We start from the raw sequence: 16,586 nt of genomic DNA, 5'->3' as shown, positions 1-16,586 counted from the left end.
TCATGGTGCTGCGGTGGTACGTAGCCTTCGCCGGGGCGATGGTGGCCGGTTACCTGCTGTGGCCCTACGAGCTGCGGCAATGGCCGTTTCTGCTGGTGACGCTGGCGACCCTGCCGGCCGTCGGCGCCGCACTGCGCCGGGCGCCCCGCGGTGAACGGTCGCCGTGGTGGCTGCAACTGGCGGCGCTCGCGCTCTTCAACGTCGGCAACCTCTGGTGGATCTGGCTGGTCATCGTGCGGGGCCGGGAGACCGGCGACGGCAGCGCGGCCGGCCTCCTGTTCAGCGTGGCCAACGTCGTGGTTCTGGCCGGGGCCCTCGTGGTGGTGGTCAAGCGCGGCCGGGGCGACGCCGGCGGAGTGATCGACTCGGTGATCACGGCGGTCGCGCTGAGCGGCGTGCTGTGGGACGTCGTCCTCCTCCCGGCGCTCACCGTCGACGGCGTCTCCGCGAGCGGGAAGATCAGCGCGTTCGTCAACCTCATCGTGCTGACCGGCGCGCTGGGGGCGCTGATCCGGCTCTCGTCGGTCGGGGCCGGGCAGATCACCGCCGTCCGTCTGCTCACCGCGGGGATCGGGCTCACCCTGATCGGCAACGTGGCCGGGACGCTCGCCGTCGACGCGTCCGGCCTGCGCGCGGACTGGACGAACATGGTCTTCCTGGCCGCCTACATGGCGCTCGGCTGCGCCGCGCTGCATCCGTCGGCGGCGGTCGTCACCGCGGCCGGCCCGGCGCCGGACGACCACCTGAGCGTGGCCCGGCTGACCTTCCTGGGTGTCATGCTCGCGATCGGTCCCGTGATCGGCGGCGGCCGGGTGCTGCTGAGCCAGCCCGCCGACGGCGTGTTGCTGGCGGTCTCCTCGGCGGCCCTGATCCCACTGGTCATGGTGCGCGTCGGCCGGTTGTCGGAGGCCCGGCGCTCGGCCGAGCGGGCGTTGCGCCGGCTCGCCACCTCGGACGCGCTGACCGGCCTGCCCAACCGCGCGGCCTGGATCGAGCACGTGACAGCGGAACTGGCCGACCGCCCGGCCGAACTCACCGTGCTCTTCTGCGACCTGGACGGCTTCAAGGCGGTGAACGACCGGCTCGGCCACGCCGCGGGCGACGAGCTGCTCGTCGGTGTGGCGAACCGGCTGCGAGGCTGTGTCCGCGAGGACGACCTGATCGGCCGGTTCGGCGGCGACGAGTTCGTCATCGTCTGCCGGGGCGCCGGCGCGGTCGATGTGATCAGCGACCGGATCCGCGCGATGGTGGCCGAGCCGTTCCCGGCCGGCGCCGAACCGGCGTGGATCGGGGTCAGCATGGGCGTCGCCCAGGCCCGCGCCGGCGACTCCACCGACGACGTCGTCGCCCGCGCCGACCTCGCGATGTACGAGGCCAAGCGGGCCAAGACGATCGGCGCCCTCAGCCTCGCGGTCGCCTGAGAAACGCGACGGCCCGGTTCCCGCGGGAACCGGGCCGCTCGACGTCGATCAGTTCGCCTGCTCGGCCAGAGCGAGGAACTGCTTCTTCGAGTTCAGCGCCTGCTCGGCTTCCTTGATCCGGCGGGCGTCGCCGGCGGCCTGGGCCCGGGCCAGCTTGTCCTCGGCCTCGGCGACCTGCTCGCGCATCTGCTTCAGCAGCGGGTTGTCCTGCGGCGAGGTCTTGCGCCAGGCCGAGTCCATCGCCACGCGGATGCGCTCCTCGGCGGCCCGCCAGCGACGGTCGAGCGAGGCCGCGGACTCGCGGGGGACGCGACCGGCGTCGTGCCACGCGGCCTGGGCGTCACGCAGCTTGTTCTGCGCGCCGCGCGGGTCGGCGTCGACGTCGAGCGCCTCCACCTCGGCCAGGATGGCCTGCTTGCGGTCGAGGTTGCCCTTGTACTCGGCGTCGCGGGCGGAGAAGACCTCGGAGCGGCGGGTGAAGAACGCGTCCTGCGCGGCCCGGAACCGCTCCCAGAGACGCTGCTCGGCCTCCTTGGCGGCGCGCGGCGCGGCCTTCCACTCGGCCATCAGGTCCTTGAGCCGGTTGGCCGTGGCCGACCACTCGGTCGACTCGGAGAGGGTTTCGGCCTCCTTGACCAGTTCTTCCTTGGCGGTCTGGGCCTGCTTGCGCTGACCGTCGAGGGTGGCGAAGTGGGCGCCGCGGCGGCGGGTGAAGCCGTCCCGCGCGGTCGCGAAACGCTTCCACAGCTCGCCGTCGGTCTTCTTGTCGACGCCGCGGATCGTCTTCCACTCGTCGAGGATCTCCTTGAGGCGGTCGCCGGCGGTCTTCCAGCCGGTGGCCTCGTTGGCGATCTTCTCGGCTTCCTCGACGAGGGCCGTCTTGCGGGCCAGGGCCTCGCCCCGGGCCACCTCGCGGGCCGCGCGGGCCTCGCCCGCCTTCTCCTCGGCGAGCGTGGCGAGCTTGTCGAGGCGGGCGTTGAGCCCGTCGATGTCACCGACCACGTGCGCCTCGGCGAGCTCCGTGCGCAGGCGCTTGACGCTGCTCAGCGAGTGTGCCGCGTCGGCCGCTCCCGACTTCAGCCGCGCCTCGACGAGGTCGACCTCGGTCACCAGGTCGGCGAAGCGCCGGGCGAAGTGGGCCAGTCCCTCCTCCGGGGTGCCCGCCTGCCAGGAGCCGACCACGCGGTCGCCCTCAGCGGTCTTCACGTACACGGTGCCGTCGGCATCCACGCGCCCGAAGGCCGTCCAGTCGTTCATGACCCATCCTCGTCTTCCCGGCGTCGCCGGCCAGCAGAGCCGGTGACCACCGCCACAGCACAGTCGAACGCCAAGCTTCTCCATGGCATTCTTTCTCGCGCATTGTCACAGGTCCAACCGGGTTACGGGGAAGCGCCCGAGGATGACCGTGGCCAAACAGTGTCCTACCGTGGCTTCGTGCCGTCGCCAGCCCCTTCACGCGTGATAACCGTCGTCGGGCCCACCGCGGCGGGCAAATCCGCCCTGAGTATCGCGCTAGCCCACGAACTGGGCGGCGAGGTCGTCAACGCCGACTCGATGCAGCTCTATCGCGGCATGGACATCGGCACGGCCAAACTGACCCCGGCCGAGCGCGACGGCGTGCCCCACCACCTGCTGGACATCTGGGACGTGACCGAGCCGGCGGCGGTCGCCGAATACCAGGGGCTGGCCCGGGCCGCGATCGACGACATCGTGGCCCGCGGACGGGTTCCGATCCTGGTCGGCGGCTCGGGGCTGTACGTGCGGGCGGTGCTGGAGGAGTTCTCGTTCCCGGGCACCGACCCGGCGGTGCGCGCGCGTCTCGAGGAGGAACTGGCCGCCGGGGGCCCGGCGCCGCTGCACGAGCGGCTGCGCACGCTCGATCCGCCGGCCGCCGAGAAGATCCTGCCGTCGAACGGGCGGCGGATCGTGCGGGCGCTGGAGGTCATCGAGCTGACCGGGCAGCCGTTCACGGCGTCCCTGCCCGACCCGGCGCCGTACTACCCGTCGGTGCAGATCGGGGTGGACCGCGCCACCGAGGATCTGGACGAGCGGATCGCGCTCCGGGTCGATCTGATGTGGGAGGCGGGACTTCTGGACGAGGTCCGGCGGCTGCTTCCGCTCGGCTTGCGAGAGGGCCGTACGGCGGGACGCGCGCTCGGCTACCAGCAGGCGATCGCCGAGCTCGACGGCCTGATGTCCTCCCCGGAAGCGAGAGAGGACACCGTACGGGGGACCCGGCGGTTCGTACGCCGGCAACGCTCCTGGTTCCGCCGTGACCCGGCGATCCACTGGCTGGACGGGGCGTCGGGCACGCTCGTGGCGGACGCGCTGGCACTTACGGGATGATGGACGGCGTGTTGTTCACCAAGGGCCACGGCGCCGGCAACGACTTCGTCATCGTCCCCGACCCCGACGGCGCGCTCGACCTGACGCCGTCGCAGGTCGCCGCCCTCTGCGACCGCCGCTTCGGCATCGGCGCCGACGGCGTCCTGCGCGTCGTGCGCACCGCCAAGGACTCCGACGGCGAGGCCTGGGCGGCCGAGGCCGAGTGGTTCATGGACTACCGCAACGCCGACGGCTCGATCGCCGAGATGTGCGGCAACGGCACCCGCGTCTTCGCCCGCTACCTGGTCACCCACGGGCTGGCCACGCCCGGTGCGGAGGGCCTTCCGATCGCGACGCGGGCCGGGGTGGTGGTCGCGGTCTTCGCCGGCGACGAGGTCCGGGTGCGGATGGCAAGCCCTCGGGTGTACGCGGCCGGCACCGCGACCACCGGGCCGCTGACCTTCCCGGGCGTGGCCGTCGACTGCGGCAACCCCCACCTGGTCTGCGCCCTGCACGACGGCCTGCGCCTGGAGTCGCTCGACCTGACCGTCTCGCCCGGCTTCGACCCCGCCCTGTTCCCGGCCGGGGTGAATGTCGAGTTCGTGACACCGGCGTCCCCGATCGAGGACGCCGACCTCCACGTGGACATGCGTGTCTACGAGCGCGGCTCCGGCGAGACCATGGCGTGCGGCTCCGGCGCCTTGGCCGTGGGCGCGGTGGCGCTGCGCGACGCCGGCCTGGCCCACGGCGTCGTGGCGGTCGACCTCCCGGGCGGCCGTCTGACCGTCACCCACGACGAGAACGACGCCTGGTGGCTGGCCGGCCCGGCCGTCCTGGTCGCCACCGGCGAAGCCGACCTGGACGCCCTCACCCGATGACGCCACCCGGCGGCATCCCCGCCGGCTCCGGCACGGCCGAACGCGGCGCGGCCGAGCGCGGCGCCGAGTTCGGTCTGCACCGGGTCGCGCATCGGGGCTATTCGGCGGTCGCGCCGGAGAACACGCTGCCCGCCTTCGCGGCGGCCGTGCGGGGCGGCGCGACCTTCGTCGAGTTCGACGTGCGCACCACCGCTGACGACGTCCCGGTGGTCATCCACGACCGGACGGTCGACCGCACCACGACCGGGGCCGGCCACGTCGGGGACCTGACCCTGGCCGACCTGGCCACCCTCGACGCCGGCGCGTGGTTCTCGCCCGCCTGTTCGGGCGTGCGCGTCCCCACCCTGACCGAGACGCTCTCGCTGCTGGCGCCGCCCGGTCCGCAGCTCCTTCTGGAGATCAAACCCCCGGCCACCCTGCCCGAGATCAAGACGATCATGGAGATGGTGACCGCCGCGGGCCTGCATGACCGCACCGTCGTGCAGAGCTTCGACCCCGAGGTGCTCCGCCTCGTGCGCGAGGCCGCTCCCGCGGTCCGCCGGGGCCTGCTCCGCCTGCGCTTCGAGGCCGACACCCTCGCGCTCGCCGAGGACCTCGGCGTCGTCTGCTGCAATCCGTCGACCGCGGACGTCCTCGGCGACCCGGACACGGTCGCCGAACTGACCGCGCGTGGCGTCGACGTCATGCCGTGGACGGCCAACGACCGTGCCGGGTGGCCGGCGCTGGCCGCCGCCGGAGTCGCCGGTTTGATCACCGATCACGTGGCGGAGCTGACCGGCTGGTCCTCAGCTTTCGTTGCCGGACAACCCGGAAGCCCGTAACGGCCCGCACCACCCACCCAGCCGTTCGCTGGAATGGGTGGTGTCGGACGACCCGTACTTAAAAGGTCTCTTCTGGCGCTGTTTCCAGCTCGACCTCGGGGAGCGCGGCCGCGTTGTGCTGCGCCGGGCCCCGCACCGCCGCGCGGATGGCGGCCGCGACCGCCGGAGTCACCCGCGGGTCGAAGACGCTGGGGATGATCACCGTCGGGTTCAGCTTGTCCTCGCCGACGACGTCCGCGATGGCGCGGGCCGCGGCCAGGGCCATCTCCTCGGTGAACTCCTCGGCGCTGACGTCGAGCATGCCCCGGAAGACGCCGGGGAAGGCCAGCACGTTGTTGATCTGATTGGGCTGATCCGAGCGGCCCGTCGCGACGACGGCCGCGTGCCGGCGGGCCTCACGCGGGTCGACCTCGGGGTCGGGGTTGGCCAGCGCGAAGACGATCGACTTCTCGGCCATCTTGGCGATGTCGTCACCGGTCAGCAAGTTGGGCGCGCTCACGCCGATGAAGACGTCGGCGCCCACGATCGCGCCGGCCAGGTCACCTTCGTAGTTGCTCTTGTTGGTGTGGTCGGCCAGCCATTGCCAGGTCTCCGACATGTCGGCCATACCGCGATGAAGAGCGCCTTTCCGGTCGTACGCGATGATGTCGCCCACGCCCTGGCGAAGCAGCAGCTTCATGATCGCGGTACCGGCCGCGCCGGCGCCCGAGACGACCACGCGGACGTCCTCGAGGCGCTTGCCGACGACGCGCAGCGCGTTCGTCAGCGCGGCCAGCACGCAGATCGCCGTGCCGTGCTGATCGTCGTGGAAGACCGGGATGTCGAGCTGTTCGCGCAGGCGGGCCTCGATCTCGAAGCAGCGCGGCGCGGCGATGTCCTCGAGGTTGATGCCGCCGTAGGCCGGCGCGATGGCCTTGACGATCTTCACGATCTCGTCGGTGTCCTGCGTGTCGAGGACCACCGGCCACGCGTCCACGCCGCCGAAGCGCTTGAACAGGGCGGCCTTGCCCTCCATGACCGGCATGGCCGCGGCCGGGCCGATGTTGCCCAGGCCCAGCACGGCCGAGCCGTCGCTGACCACGGCGACCGTGTTGCGCTTGATCGTGAGGCGGCGCGCGTCGGCCGGGTTCTCCGCGATGGCCATGCAGACCCGGGCCACACCGGGTGTGTACGCCCGGGACAGCTCATCGCGGTTGCGGAGCGCGACCTTGGAGCTCACCTCGATCTTGCCGCCGAGGTGCAGCAGGAAGGTGCGGTCGGACACTTTGCGGACGTCGACGCCGTCCTGCTCCTCGAGCTGCTTGACGACCTGGTCGGCGTGGCTCGAGTCGGCGGTGTCACAGGTGAGGTCGACCAGGACACGGCTGGGGTCGGAGTCGACCACGTCGAGAGCGGTCACGATCGCGCCGGCCTCGCCGACGCAGGTGGTGAGCCGGCCGATGGACGAGGCGTCCGCGGTCACGGCTATCCGGATCGTGATCGAGAATCCTGCGCTGGGCAGGCGGGTGGTCACCACGGTGTTCCCTCCGACGTTGGCGGGTGCTTCACCGTAATCTTGCTCCTGTGGAATACCGGATTCCATGCGGGGCGTTATGCCTGGTTCCAACACCCGTCCAACCGCCCCGCCCGCCACCCTGAACCAGCCTGAAGACCCATCCCATCGATAACGCCCGGCCACGTTATGTGGATGCGCTCGGTAGGCCGAACGTGCCACGATCGGGGCCGAGGAGGTCACACTTTTGCGAAACTCTTACCAGGCACCCGTACTCGAACTGGACGAGCCGGATCCCACGACCGGCGAGCTCGAGCTCGAGGAGCGGCATTCGCTGAGGCGGGTCGCCGGTCTCTCCACCGAGCTCACCGACATCACCGAGGTCGAGTACCGTCAGCTGCGGCTCGAGCGGGTCGTCCTGGTCGGCGTCTGGACCGAGGGCTCCGTCGAGGACGCGGAGAACTCGCTCACCGAGCTGGCCGCGCTCGCCGAGACCGCCGGCTCCCAGGTGCTCGAGGGTCTGATCCAGCGACGTTCCCGCCCCGACACGGCCACGTTCATCGGCCGCGGCAAGGTGCAGGAACTGCGGGACGCGGTCGTCGCCACCGGCGCCGACACCGTCATCTGCGACGGCGAGCTGTCCCCGTCGCAGCTTCGTAACCTCGAGCAGCAGACCAAAGTCAAGGTGGTCGACCGCACCGCGCTGATCCTCGACATCTTCGCCCAGCACGCGAAGAGCAAAGAGGGCAAGGCGCAGGTCGAGCTGGCCCAGCTTCAATACTTCCTGCCGCGTCTGCGCGGTTGGGGTGAGTCGCTGTCCCGGCAGGGCGGTGGCGCCGGTGGCGGTTCCGGTGGTGGCGGCGTCGGCACCCGTGGTCCGGGTGAGACCAAGCTCGAGACCGACCGTCGCCGCATCAACCAGCGCATCGCCAAGCTGCGCCGGGAGATCAAGGCCATGCGGACCGTACGGCAGACCAAGCGCTCCCGCCGCCAGAGCAGCGGCGTGCCGTCGGTGGCGATCGCCGGCTACACCAACGCGGGCAAGTCCAGCATCCTCAACCGGCTGACCCAGGCCGGCGTGCTGGTCGAGAACGCGTTGTTCGCCACACTCGACCCGACCACCCGGCGCACGGCGGCCGAGGACGGCCGTGTCTACACACTGTCCGACACCGTCGGCTTCGTCCGGCACCTGCCGCACCAGATCGTGGAGGCGTTCCGCTCCACGCTCGAGGAGGTGTCGTACTCCGACCTGGTCGTGCACGTCGTCGACGGCTCCCACCCCGACCCCGAGGGTCAGGTGAGCGCGGTCCGCGAGGTGCTGGCCGAGGTCAGCGCCGACACGCTGCCCGAGCTGCTGGTCATCAACAAGATGGACGCCGCCGACGAGGAGACGATTCTGCGGCTGAAGCGGACCTGGCCCGACGCGGTCTTCGTGTCGGCCCGCTCCGGGCAGGGCATCGCCGAGCTGCACACGGCCATCGCGGAGCGGCTGCCGAAACCGGCGGTCGAGTTGCGCGTTCTGCTGCCCTATGACCGAGGTGATCTGGTCGCCCGGATTCATCGATCCGGTCAGGTCTTGCAAACCCGCCATTTGGACGAGGGAACGGAGCTCCGGATCCGCGTCGACGAGCGGCTTGCTGGCGAACTGGAGTCGTTCCGACACTGAGCGTGCGGCGTCACCGGCGAGGTGATCCACGCGTAACACCGGCACGGGACGCCGCATGCGACACTGATCGGATGCGGCGTCTCGTCTTTCCGGTCATCGTGGCCTCCGGGCTCGTGATGGCCGGTCCGTCCAGTGCGTTTGCCGACGATCCGGCACCAGTTGTCAGCGCGCCCTCGGTCGCCGGCAAGAAGATGTGCAAGATCGCCGACAAGCGGCTCGACGAGGTCTCCGGGCTCGTCGCCACCAAGACCGGCTACATCGTCGTCAACGACGGCACGCTCGACGACACGAAGAAGAAGATCTTCTTCCTCAACGCCAAGTGCGCGGTCGTCAAAGAGGTCTCCTACAGCGGCAAGGGCCCGTTCGACACCGAGGACATGGTTCTCTCGGCCGACGGTTCGACCCTGTGGATCGCCGACATCGGCGACAACAACTTCGACAACGACAAGACCCGCGAGTCCATCGCCCTGTGGAAGATGCCGGTCTCGGGCGCGTCGGAGCCGGTGCTCTACCGGCTCACCTACCCCGACGCCCACCACGACGCCGAGGCGTTGCTGCTGAACGGCAACGGCGTCCCGCTGATCGTCACCAAAGAGATCCAGAAGCAGGACGCGTCGGCCTACATCTACCAGCCGACGGCCGCGCTGAAGACCGGCAAGACCGGCGTGCCGATGAAACTCGCCGCCAAGCTCACGGTCTCGGGCACCCAGACGGCCGGCAACCCGTACGCCCGGATCGGCAACAAGACCATCTCCGGCGCCGCGATCGCCCCCGGCGGCGGCAAGGTCGTCCTGCGCACGTACACCGACGCGCTCGAGTGGGACGTGACGAACGGCGACGTGCTCGGCGCGATCAAGAACAAGCCCCGCACGACCGGCCTGCCGAACGAGACGCTCGGCGAGGCGATCACCTACAGCCCCGACGGCAAGTTCTTCTACACCACGTCGGACATGAGCGGTGACAAAGAGGCGGCCAACTACATCCTGCGCTACGCCCCGGCCACGACGGTGGCCAAGGCGGCCGCCAGCGGCGGCGAGGGCGAGGAGAAGAAGTGGTACGCCGACCTCGAGCTGAGCGACATCACGTACGCGGTGGCCGGCGTCGGCGTGCTGGGCCTGATCCTGGTCGGCGTCGGCGTGCTCGGCATCGTCCGCTTCCGTAAGCGGGCGGCCGAGGAGCCCGACGAGCCGGTCGACGGCTTCGACAACCCGCTGGACGGCGAGCCGGAAACCGAGCTGATCGGCGTGGGCGGCACCCCACAGCGGGCCGGCGTCTACGGCGGCAAGGGCGGCCCCACACGCCCCTCGACGGACGGCGCGAATTCCGGCGCGGTCTACGGCGGAGCCAAGCCACCGTCCGGCGCGGTGCCGGCCGCCGCGGGTTCGGGCCCCGGGGTCTACGGCGGCGCCAAGCCCGCCCGCGGCCCGCAGGGCCAGCCCGCCCGCGGCCCGCAGGGCCAGCCGGCTCGCGGCCCGCAGGGCCAGCCGGTGGGTGGCGCCAAGGGCCAGCCCGGTCGCACTCCGCAGGGTCAGCCCGCTGGTGGTCCGGCTCGCGGTCCTCAGCGCCAGCCGGCGAGTGGTGCGCAGGGCCAGCCCGGGCGTGCCCCGCAGGGCCAGCCGGCTCGGGGCCCACAGGGTCAGCCCGCGGGTGGTGCGCAGGGCCAGCCGGCTCGTGGTCCGCAGGGTCAACCGGCGCGTGGTCCCCAGGGCCAGCCCGCGCGGGGCCCGCAAGGTCAGCCCGGTCGCGCCCCCCAGGGTCAGCCGGCTCGCGGTCCTCAGGGTCAGCCCGCGCGTGGTCCGCAGGGTCAGCCCGCGCGGGGTCCGGAGGGTCAGCCCGCTCGTGGTCCGCAGGGCCAGCCGGCGCGCGGTCCGCAAGGTCAGCCGGTTCGCGGCGGGCAGCAGCCGCCGGCGCGGGGTCCCCAGGGTCAGCCCGCGCGCGGTCCGCAGGGCCAGCCGCCGCGAGGCCCGCAGGGCCAGCCCGCGCGGGGCCCACAGGGCCAGCCCGGTCGCGGTCCCCAGGGCCAGCCGCCTCGTGACGGTCAGCCGCCCTCCCGTAACCCGCAGGGCCAGCCCTCACGCGGCGGCCAGCAGCCTCCGCGCGGCCCCCAGCCGCCGCGCGGCGCACAGGGCGGCGGCGTCTACGGCGCCGGCCCACAGCAGGGCCGCCCCGAGCCGGGACGGCAGCGCAACGACTACGCCCGCCACCCCGAAGGCCGCTTCGACAACCCGCAGCACGGCTACGGCCCGGGTTACGGCCCTCGCTAGCCACCCCGTCCCAGCTCTCTGTACGCGCCCGGCGGACCTGTTCCTCCGGGCGCGTCCCGTTCCCGGCCAACCGGGATGTTCCTACCGGCCCGTCCGTCCGCTCGCCGACCGCGGTCCCGCTGGCCGGCTTGTTCTGCTAGCGGCCCCGGTCTTGGCCGACTTGTTCTGCTGGCCGTCCCGGTCCCGCTGGCCGGCTTTTGCCGCTGGCCGTCCCGGTCCCGCTGGTCGACTTGTGCCGCTGCCTGTCCCGGGATCGCTGGCCGCCCGGGTCTCGCTGGCCGCCCAAGTTTCCCGGTCCGCCCAGGTTTCCCGGTCCGCCCCGGTCCGCTGGCCGGCTTGTTCTGTTGGCGCGCGCCGGTCGCGGGAACCGGCTAGACCCGGCGGAGGACGGCCACGACGCGGCCCATGATGGTGGCGTCGTCGCCGGGGATCGGGTCGAAGGCCGGGTTGGCCGGCATCAGCCAGACGTGGCCGTCGCGCTGGCGGTAGCTCTTCACCGTCGCCTCGCCGTCGATCATGGCGGCCACGATGTCGCCCGCGTCGGCGGTGGGCTGCTGGCGGACGACCACCCAGTCGCCGTTGCAGATCGCGGCGTCGATCATCGAGTCGCCCTTGACCTCGAGCATGAAGACGTCGCCCTCGCCGACCAGCTCGCGCGGCAGCGGGAAGAACTCCTCCACCGCCTGCTCGGCCAGGATCGGCCCGCCGGCCGCGATCCGGCCCACCAGCGGCACGTACGCCGGCTGGGGGCGCGCCGACCGCAGCGCCTCGTCGTCGACCAGCTCGTTGGGTGAGCGCACGTCGACCGCGCGCGGCCGGTTCGGGTCGCGGCGCAGGAAGCCCTTGGTCTCGAGCGCCTTGAGCTGGTAGGCGACGCTGGACGGCGACACCAGGCCGACCGCCTCGCCGATCTCACGGACGCTGGGCGGGTAGCCGTAGCGCTCGACCCAGCCCCGGATGAACTCGAGGATCTTGCGCTGGCGCGCGGTCAGCTCGGCGGTGACCGGGTCGGGGAACTGGCTGACCACCGGGGTGACGGAGCGCAGTTGCGGTGCGTCGGCGGCGCGTCCGCGGCTCGGCGAGCGACGTCGCAGGGCGGCCGTGCTGGTCGCTCCGTTGTCTGGCTTGCTCTCGTGTTGCCGGCTCGTCCGGTCGTCGGTCGACACGTCCGCCCTCCCTGTCGGCCAGTGCCTCACGGCACGTGGTGCTCTCGCGGAGCCGGTGCGGAACGCCGTGGGGATGGCGCCTGCCCGGCTGACCCCTCTTGAGGGAGAACCGTAATGGCGCGGTACGACATATTCAAACATCTGTACGACATTCTTCCGGCGTGTCGCCCGGAAGTGCTCGACTTCCGTACGCCTGTTCTGATAGACCGTCGTACGGGCGTTCGATCGAACGCCCGTACGATGATCACATTTCCCGTGATCATTTTCCGAGGTCGAGCGGGGTGGCGAGACTGATGGTGACCAACGGCGTACGGCACGCGGAACCGCCCCTGCGGCTCACCCGGCGCGGACGGACCGTGGTCCTTGGTCTTCTCGTTGTCCTGGCTTCGCTGGCCAGTGCCGTGTTGTTCACCACGGCGTCGCGGGCTGACGAGCCGCCCGCCGGCCCGCCGCCTACGATCGTCGTCCGGCCGGGTGACACGCTCTGGGATCTCGCGGCGCGCGAGTTGCCTGGCCGTCATGGTCAGGCGGGCGTCGACGAGTTGCGCCGGCTCAATGGATTGAGCGGGTACGGCGTACACCCGGGCGATGTTTTGATCTTGCCCTACGGCTCTTGATCGACTCGAACCGTAACGAAAGATCAACCGCTCGTGTTGAGTCGGAAAATACGGCGCGTCGGCACGCCACTGAACTTGCGTCCGCGTCCGCCGGGGCATAGCGTCTACCCCAACATCTAGTAGTTATAAGGGTGTAAGTCATCCACAGGTTGGGGTTACCTCCCACCGGTTATCCACAGGCCGTCCACAGCGGCGAGCTGGTGTCCACCAGCGCGACGCTGCGTTTTGCCATGTCCGGATTCCGTGTCGGAGGTTGCTGAAGGGGGTTCACGGTGCGCTGCCCGTACTGTCGTCACGCCGACTCGCGCGTCGTCGACTCACGTGAGGCCGACGACGGTCAGCTGATCCGTCGCCGCCGCTCGTGCCCCGAGTGCGGCAAGCGGTTCACCACGGTCGAGGAAGCGGTTCTCGCCGTCGTGAAGCGCAGCGGGGTCACCGAGCCCTTCAGCCGTACGAAGATCATGAGTGGGGTCCGCAAGGCCTGTCAGGGCCGGCCCGTCGACGAGGACTCGATCGCGCTGCTCGCGCAGAAGGTCGAGGAGACCGTCCGGGCCAAGGGCGCGGCCGAGATTCCCAGCCACGAGGTGGGCCTGGCGATCCTCGTCCCGTTGCGTGATCTCGACCAGGTGGCTTACCTGCGCTTCGCCAGTGTGTACAAGTCCTTCGACTCGCTCGACGAGTTCGAGAAGGAGATCACCGCGCTCCGTGAGGCGGCGACCGCCCGGGAGGCCGCGGTGCGACACGCCGTGGCGCCGCGATCCGGCGGTCGCGCACCCAAGATCAACAGCTAGAGCAAGCTTCAGCGGCACACGTAGTAGTGGCAGACGTAGTAGTTACGAGGGGGAGCAGTATGGCCGGGGACGGCGTAACAGCAGGCAGGCAGCGCAGCCGGGCGAACGGCAACGGCGCGCCGGCCGGCAGCGGGGGGCTGCGGGTCGAGCGGGTCTGGACGACCGAGGGCGTCCACCCGTACGACGAGGTCGAGTGGGAGCGCCGCGACGTCGTCATGACGAACTGGCGGGACGGCTCGATCAACTTCGAGCAGCGCGGTGTCGAGTTCCCGAAGGACTGGAGCGTCAACGCGGCCAACATCGTCACCACCAAGTACTTCCGGGGCGCGGTCGGCACCCCGCAGCGTGAGCAGTCGCTCCGCCAGCTCATCGACCGGGTCGTGCAGACGTACCGCAAGGCCGGCGAGGACTTCGGCTACTTCGCCACCAAGACCGACGCGGAGGTCTTCGACCACGAGCTGACCTGGATGCTGCTGCACCAGGTGTTCAGCTTCAACTCGCCGGTCTGGTTCAACGTCGGCACGTCGTCGCCGCAGCAGGTCAGCGCCTGCTTCATCCTCTCGGTCGACGACTCGATGGACTCCATCCTCGACTGGTACAAGGAGGAGGGGCTGATCTTCAAGGGCGGCTCCGGCTCCGGCGTCAACCTCTCCCGCATCCGTTCCTCCAAGGAACTCCTCTCCTCCGGCGGCACGGCCAGCGGCCCGGTCAGCTTCATGCGCGGCGCCGACGCCAGCGCCGGAACCATCAAGTCCGGTGGCGCCACCCGCCGCGCGGCCAAGATGGTCATCCTCGACGTCGACCACCCCGACATCGAGGAGTTCGTGCAGACCAAGGCGCGCGAGGAAGACAAGATCCGCGCCCTGCGCGACGCCGGCTTCGACATGGACCTGGGCGGCTCCGACATCGTCTCGGTGCAGTACCAGAACGCCAACAACTCGGTCCGCGTCTCCGACGAGTTCATGCGGGCGTACGAGGAGGGTGGCGACTTCGCCCTCCGCGGCCGTCTGCACGGCGAGGAGATCGAGCGGGTCGACGCCAAGAAGCTGTTCCGCGACATCGCGAAGGCCGCGTGGGAGTGCGCCGACCCCGGTCTGCAGTACGACGACACGATCAACGACTGGCACACCAACCCCGAGACCGGCCGCATCACCGCGTCCAACCCCTGCTCGGAGTACATGTCGCTGGACGACTCGTCCTGCAACCTGGCCTCGCTCAACCTGATGAAGTTCCTGACCCCCGAGGGCGGCTTCGAGGTCGAGAAGTTCGTCAAGAGCGTCGAGTTCATCATCACCGCGATGGACATCTCGATCTGCTTCGCCGACTTCCCGACCGAGCGGATCGGCGTCACCACCCGCGCCTACCGCCAGCTCGGCATCGGCTACGCGAACATCGGTGCCCTGCTGATGGCGTCCGGTCTTCCGTACGACTCGGAGGCGGGCCGCAGCGTCGCCGGCGCGATCACCTCGCTCATGACCGGTACGGCGTACCGCCGCTCGGCCGAGCTCGCCGGCGTGGTCGGCGCGTACGACGGCTACGCCCGCAACGCCGAGGCCCACAAGCGGGTCATGCGCAAGCACGCCGCCGCCAACGACGCGATCCGCCCGGCCAACGCCGTCGCGACCGCGATCGTCAAGGAGGCCACCAAGCAGTGGCAGGCCGGCAACAAGATCGGTGAGAAGAACGGCTGGCGCAACGCCCAGGCCTCCGTGCTCGCCCCCACCGGCACCATCGGCCTGATGATGGACTGCGACACCACCGGCATCGAGCCCGACCTGGCCCTGGTCAAGTTCAAGAAGCTCGTCGGCGGCGGCTCGATGCAGATCGTCAACCAGACGGTTCCGCGCGCGCTGCGCAGCCTCGGCTACCCCGAGGAGCAGGTCGAGGCGATCGTCGAGCACATCTCCGACCACGGCAACGTCGTCGACGCCCCCGGCCTCAAGCCGGAGCACTACGCGGTCTTCGACTGCGCCATGGGCGAGCGCGCGATCGCCCCGATGGGCCACGTGCGCATGATGGCCGCGGTGCAGCCGTTCATCTCGGGCGCCATCTCCAAGACGGTGAACATGCCGGAGACGGCGACCGTCGAGGAGATCGAGAACATCCACTACCAGGGCTGGAAGCTCGGCCTGAAGGCGCTCGCGATCTACCGCGACAACTGCAAGGTCGGCCAGCCGCTCTCCGCCGCGGGCAAGAAGAAGGACGCTGCGCCGACCGAGCCCGCCGCCACCTCGACCGAGGTCGAGAAGGTCGTGGAGAAGGTCGTCGAGTACCGCCCGGTCCGTAAGCGCCTCCCGAAGAAGCGCCCGTCGGAGACGGTGTCGTTCTCGGTCGGCGGCGCCGAGGGCTACCTCACCGCGTCGTCCTACCCGGACGACGGCCTCGGCGAGGTCTTCCTCAAGATGTCGAAGCAGGGTTCCACCCTGGCCGGCGTCATGGACGCCTTCTCGGTGGCGATCTCGATAGGGCTCCAGTACGGCGTCCCGCTCGAGACGTACGTCAGCAAGTTCACCAACATGCGGTTCGAGCCCGCCGGCATGACCGACGACCCGGACGTCCGCATGGCCAGCTCGGTGATGGACTACATCTTCCGTCGCCTGGCCCTCGACTTCCTGCCGTACGACACCCGCGCCGACCTCGGCATCTTCACGGCCAAGGAGCGCGCCGCCCAGGTGCAGGCCGAGGCCGCCGCCGAAGCCGCCGCCGCCCCGGTCGACCTGGCCGGCATGGCCGCCTCGGCCCCGGTGACCCCGGCCGCCGAGGTCACGTCCGCCGAGATTCCGGCCGAGCCCAAGCTCGTCGTGACCGAGCCCACGACCGACCCCGAAAAGGCCGCCCCGGCCTCGGTCGGCTCCTCCACCGAGCTGCTCGAGATCGTCATGGGCCAGTCCGCCGACGCCCCGCTCTGCTTCACCTGCGGCACCAAGATGCGCCGCGCCGGCAGCTGCTACGTCTGCGAGGGCTGCGGCTCCACCTCCGGCTGCAGCTGACCTTCAGCCCTGGCCGAATCCGACAGCCTCCTCGCCCACACCGGGCGGGGAGGCTGTCGCCTTACCCCCGCCGGGCCGGATGCGCATGGCGGGCTCAGACGTGGGCGCGATGGTTGGGCCGGAGGGGCATCTCGCCCGGGTCGTCGCCGGCCTCG

General features: G+C 70.8%; 12 protein-coding genes. 9 read left to right on the top strand and 3 right to left on the bottom strand.

Features of this window, described 5'->3' with window-relative positions; translation table 11 throughout:
* The first annotated feature begins 2 nt into the window (after window positions 1-2).
* Window positions 3-1,421, top strand: a complete 1,419-nt coding sequence (locus tag ACGFJ7_RS01565; protein WP_392640184.1) for a diguanylate cyclase domain-containing protein — start codon at window positions 3-5, stop codon at window positions 1,419-1,421.
* Between the two features lie 48 nt (window positions 1,422-1,469).
* Here the strand turns inward: ACGFJ7_RS01565 and ACGFJ7_RS01560 are convergent, their stop codons facing one another.
* Window positions 1,470-2,678, bottom strand: a complete 1,209-nt coding sequence (locus tag ACGFJ7_RS01560) for a DUF349 domain-containing protein (protein ID WP_360241680.1) — start codon at window positions 2,676-2,678, stop codon at window positions 1,470-1,472.
* Window positions 2,679-2,837: 159 nt separating this feature from the next.
* On the opposite strand from ACGFJ7_RS01560, the gene miaA reads away from it, so the two are divergent.
* Genes miaA through ACGFJ7_RS01545 form a run of 3 tightly spaced genes read left to right on the top strand, consistent with a single transcriptional unit; the run spans window position 2,838 to window position 5,445 of the window.
* On the top strand, window positions 2,838-3,767 hold the full coding sequence (gene miaA / locus ACGFJ7_RS01555; protein WP_392640181.1) for a tRNA (adenosine(37)-N6)-dimethylallyltransferase MiaA: 930 nt from the start codon (window positions 2,838-2,840) through the stop codon (window positions 3,765-3,767).
* Window positions 3,768-3,775: 8 nt separating this feature from the next.
* Window positions 3,776-4,624: a diaminopimelate epimerase gene (gene dapF / locus ACGFJ7_RS01550; protein ID WP_360241674.1), complete on the top strand. Its 849-nt coding sequence runs from the start codon at window positions 3,776-3,778 to the stop codon at window positions 4,622-4,624.
* Window positions 4,621-5,445, top strand: a complete 825-nt coding sequence (locus ACGFJ7_RS01545; protein WP_360241671.1) for a glycerophosphodiester phosphodiesterase family protein — start codon at window positions 4,621-4,623, stop codon at window positions 5,443-5,445. The genes dapF and ACGFJ7_RS01545 overlap by 4 nt, the downstream gene beginning before the upstream one ends.
* 58 nt (window positions 5,446-5,503) lie before the next feature.
* Here the strand turns inward: ACGFJ7_RS01545 and ACGFJ7_RS01540 are convergent, their stop codons facing one another.
* Window positions 5,504-6,961, bottom strand: coding sequence for an NAD-dependent malic enzyme (locus ACGFJ7_RS01540; RefSeq protein ID WP_360241668.1), 1,458 nt, complete (start codon window positions 6,959-6,961; stop codon window positions 5,504-5,506).
* A gap of 223 nt (window positions 6,962-7,184) precedes the next feature.
* Here ACGFJ7_RS01540 and hflX point away from each other — a divergent pair, with 223 nt between their 5' ends.
* The gene (hflX, locus tag ACGFJ7_RS01535) at window positions 7,185-8,603 is read left to right on the top strand and encodes a GTPase HflX (protein ID WP_360241665.1); all 1,419 of its coding nucleotides are present in this window, start codon (window positions 7,185-7,187) and stop codon (window positions 8,601-8,603) included.
* Between the two features lie 71 nt (window positions 8,604-8,674).
* Window positions 8,675-10,867, top strand: coding sequence for a hypothetical protein (locus ACGFJ7_RS01530; RefSeq protein ID WP_392640176.1), 2,193 nt, complete (start codon window positions 8,675-8,677; stop codon window positions 10,865-10,867).
* A 371-nt stretch (window positions 10,868-11,238) separates the two neighbouring features.
* Here the strand turns inward: ACGFJ7_RS01530 and lexA are convergent, their stop codons facing one another.
* Window positions 11,239-12,033 (bottom strand): transcriptional repressor LexA, encoded by a 795-nt coding sequence (gene lexA / locus ACGFJ7_RS01525; protein WP_392640173.1) that lies wholly within the window; start codon window positions 12,031-12,033, stop codon window positions 11,239-11,241.
* Window positions 12,034-12,326: 293 nt separating this feature from the next.
* Between lexA and ACGFJ7_RS01520 the strand changes: the two genes are divergently transcribed.
* From ACGFJ7_RS01520 to ACGFJ7_RS01510, 3 genes are all read left to right on the top strand, one after another.
* Window positions 12,327-12,650 carry a LysM peptidoglycan-binding domain-containing protein gene (locus ACGFJ7_RS01520; protein WP_392640171.1) on the top strand — a complete coding sequence of 108 codons (324 nt, stop codon included), beginning with the start codon at window positions 12,327-12,329 and terminating at the stop codon, window positions 12,648-12,650.
* 272 nt (window positions 12,651-12,922) lie between these two features.
* The gene (gene nrdR, locus ACGFJ7_RS01515) at window positions 12,923-13,441 is read left to right on the top strand and encodes a transcriptional regulator NrdR (RefSeq protein ID WP_360241656.1); all 519 of its coding nucleotides are present in this window, start codon (window positions 12,923-12,925) and stop codon (window positions 13,439-13,441) included.
* 59 nt (window positions 13,442-13,500) lie between these two features.
* Window positions 13,501-16,431, top strand: a complete 2,931-nt coding sequence (locus ACGFJ7_RS01510) for a vitamin B12-dependent ribonucleotide reductase (RefSeq protein ID WP_360241653.1) — start codon at window positions 13,501-13,503, stop codon at window positions 16,429-16,431.
* Window positions 16,432-16,586 lie beyond the last annotated feature (155 nt).

The organism is Actinoplanes sp. NPDC048988, from assembly GCF_043197815.1.
Taxonomy (GTDB): domain Bacteria; phylum Actinomycetota; class Actinomycetes; order Mycobacteriales; family Micromonosporaceae; genus Actinoplanes.
Note: the sequence above shows the minus strand (reverse complement) of the source record. Positions and strands in the feature narration are given on the sequence as shown.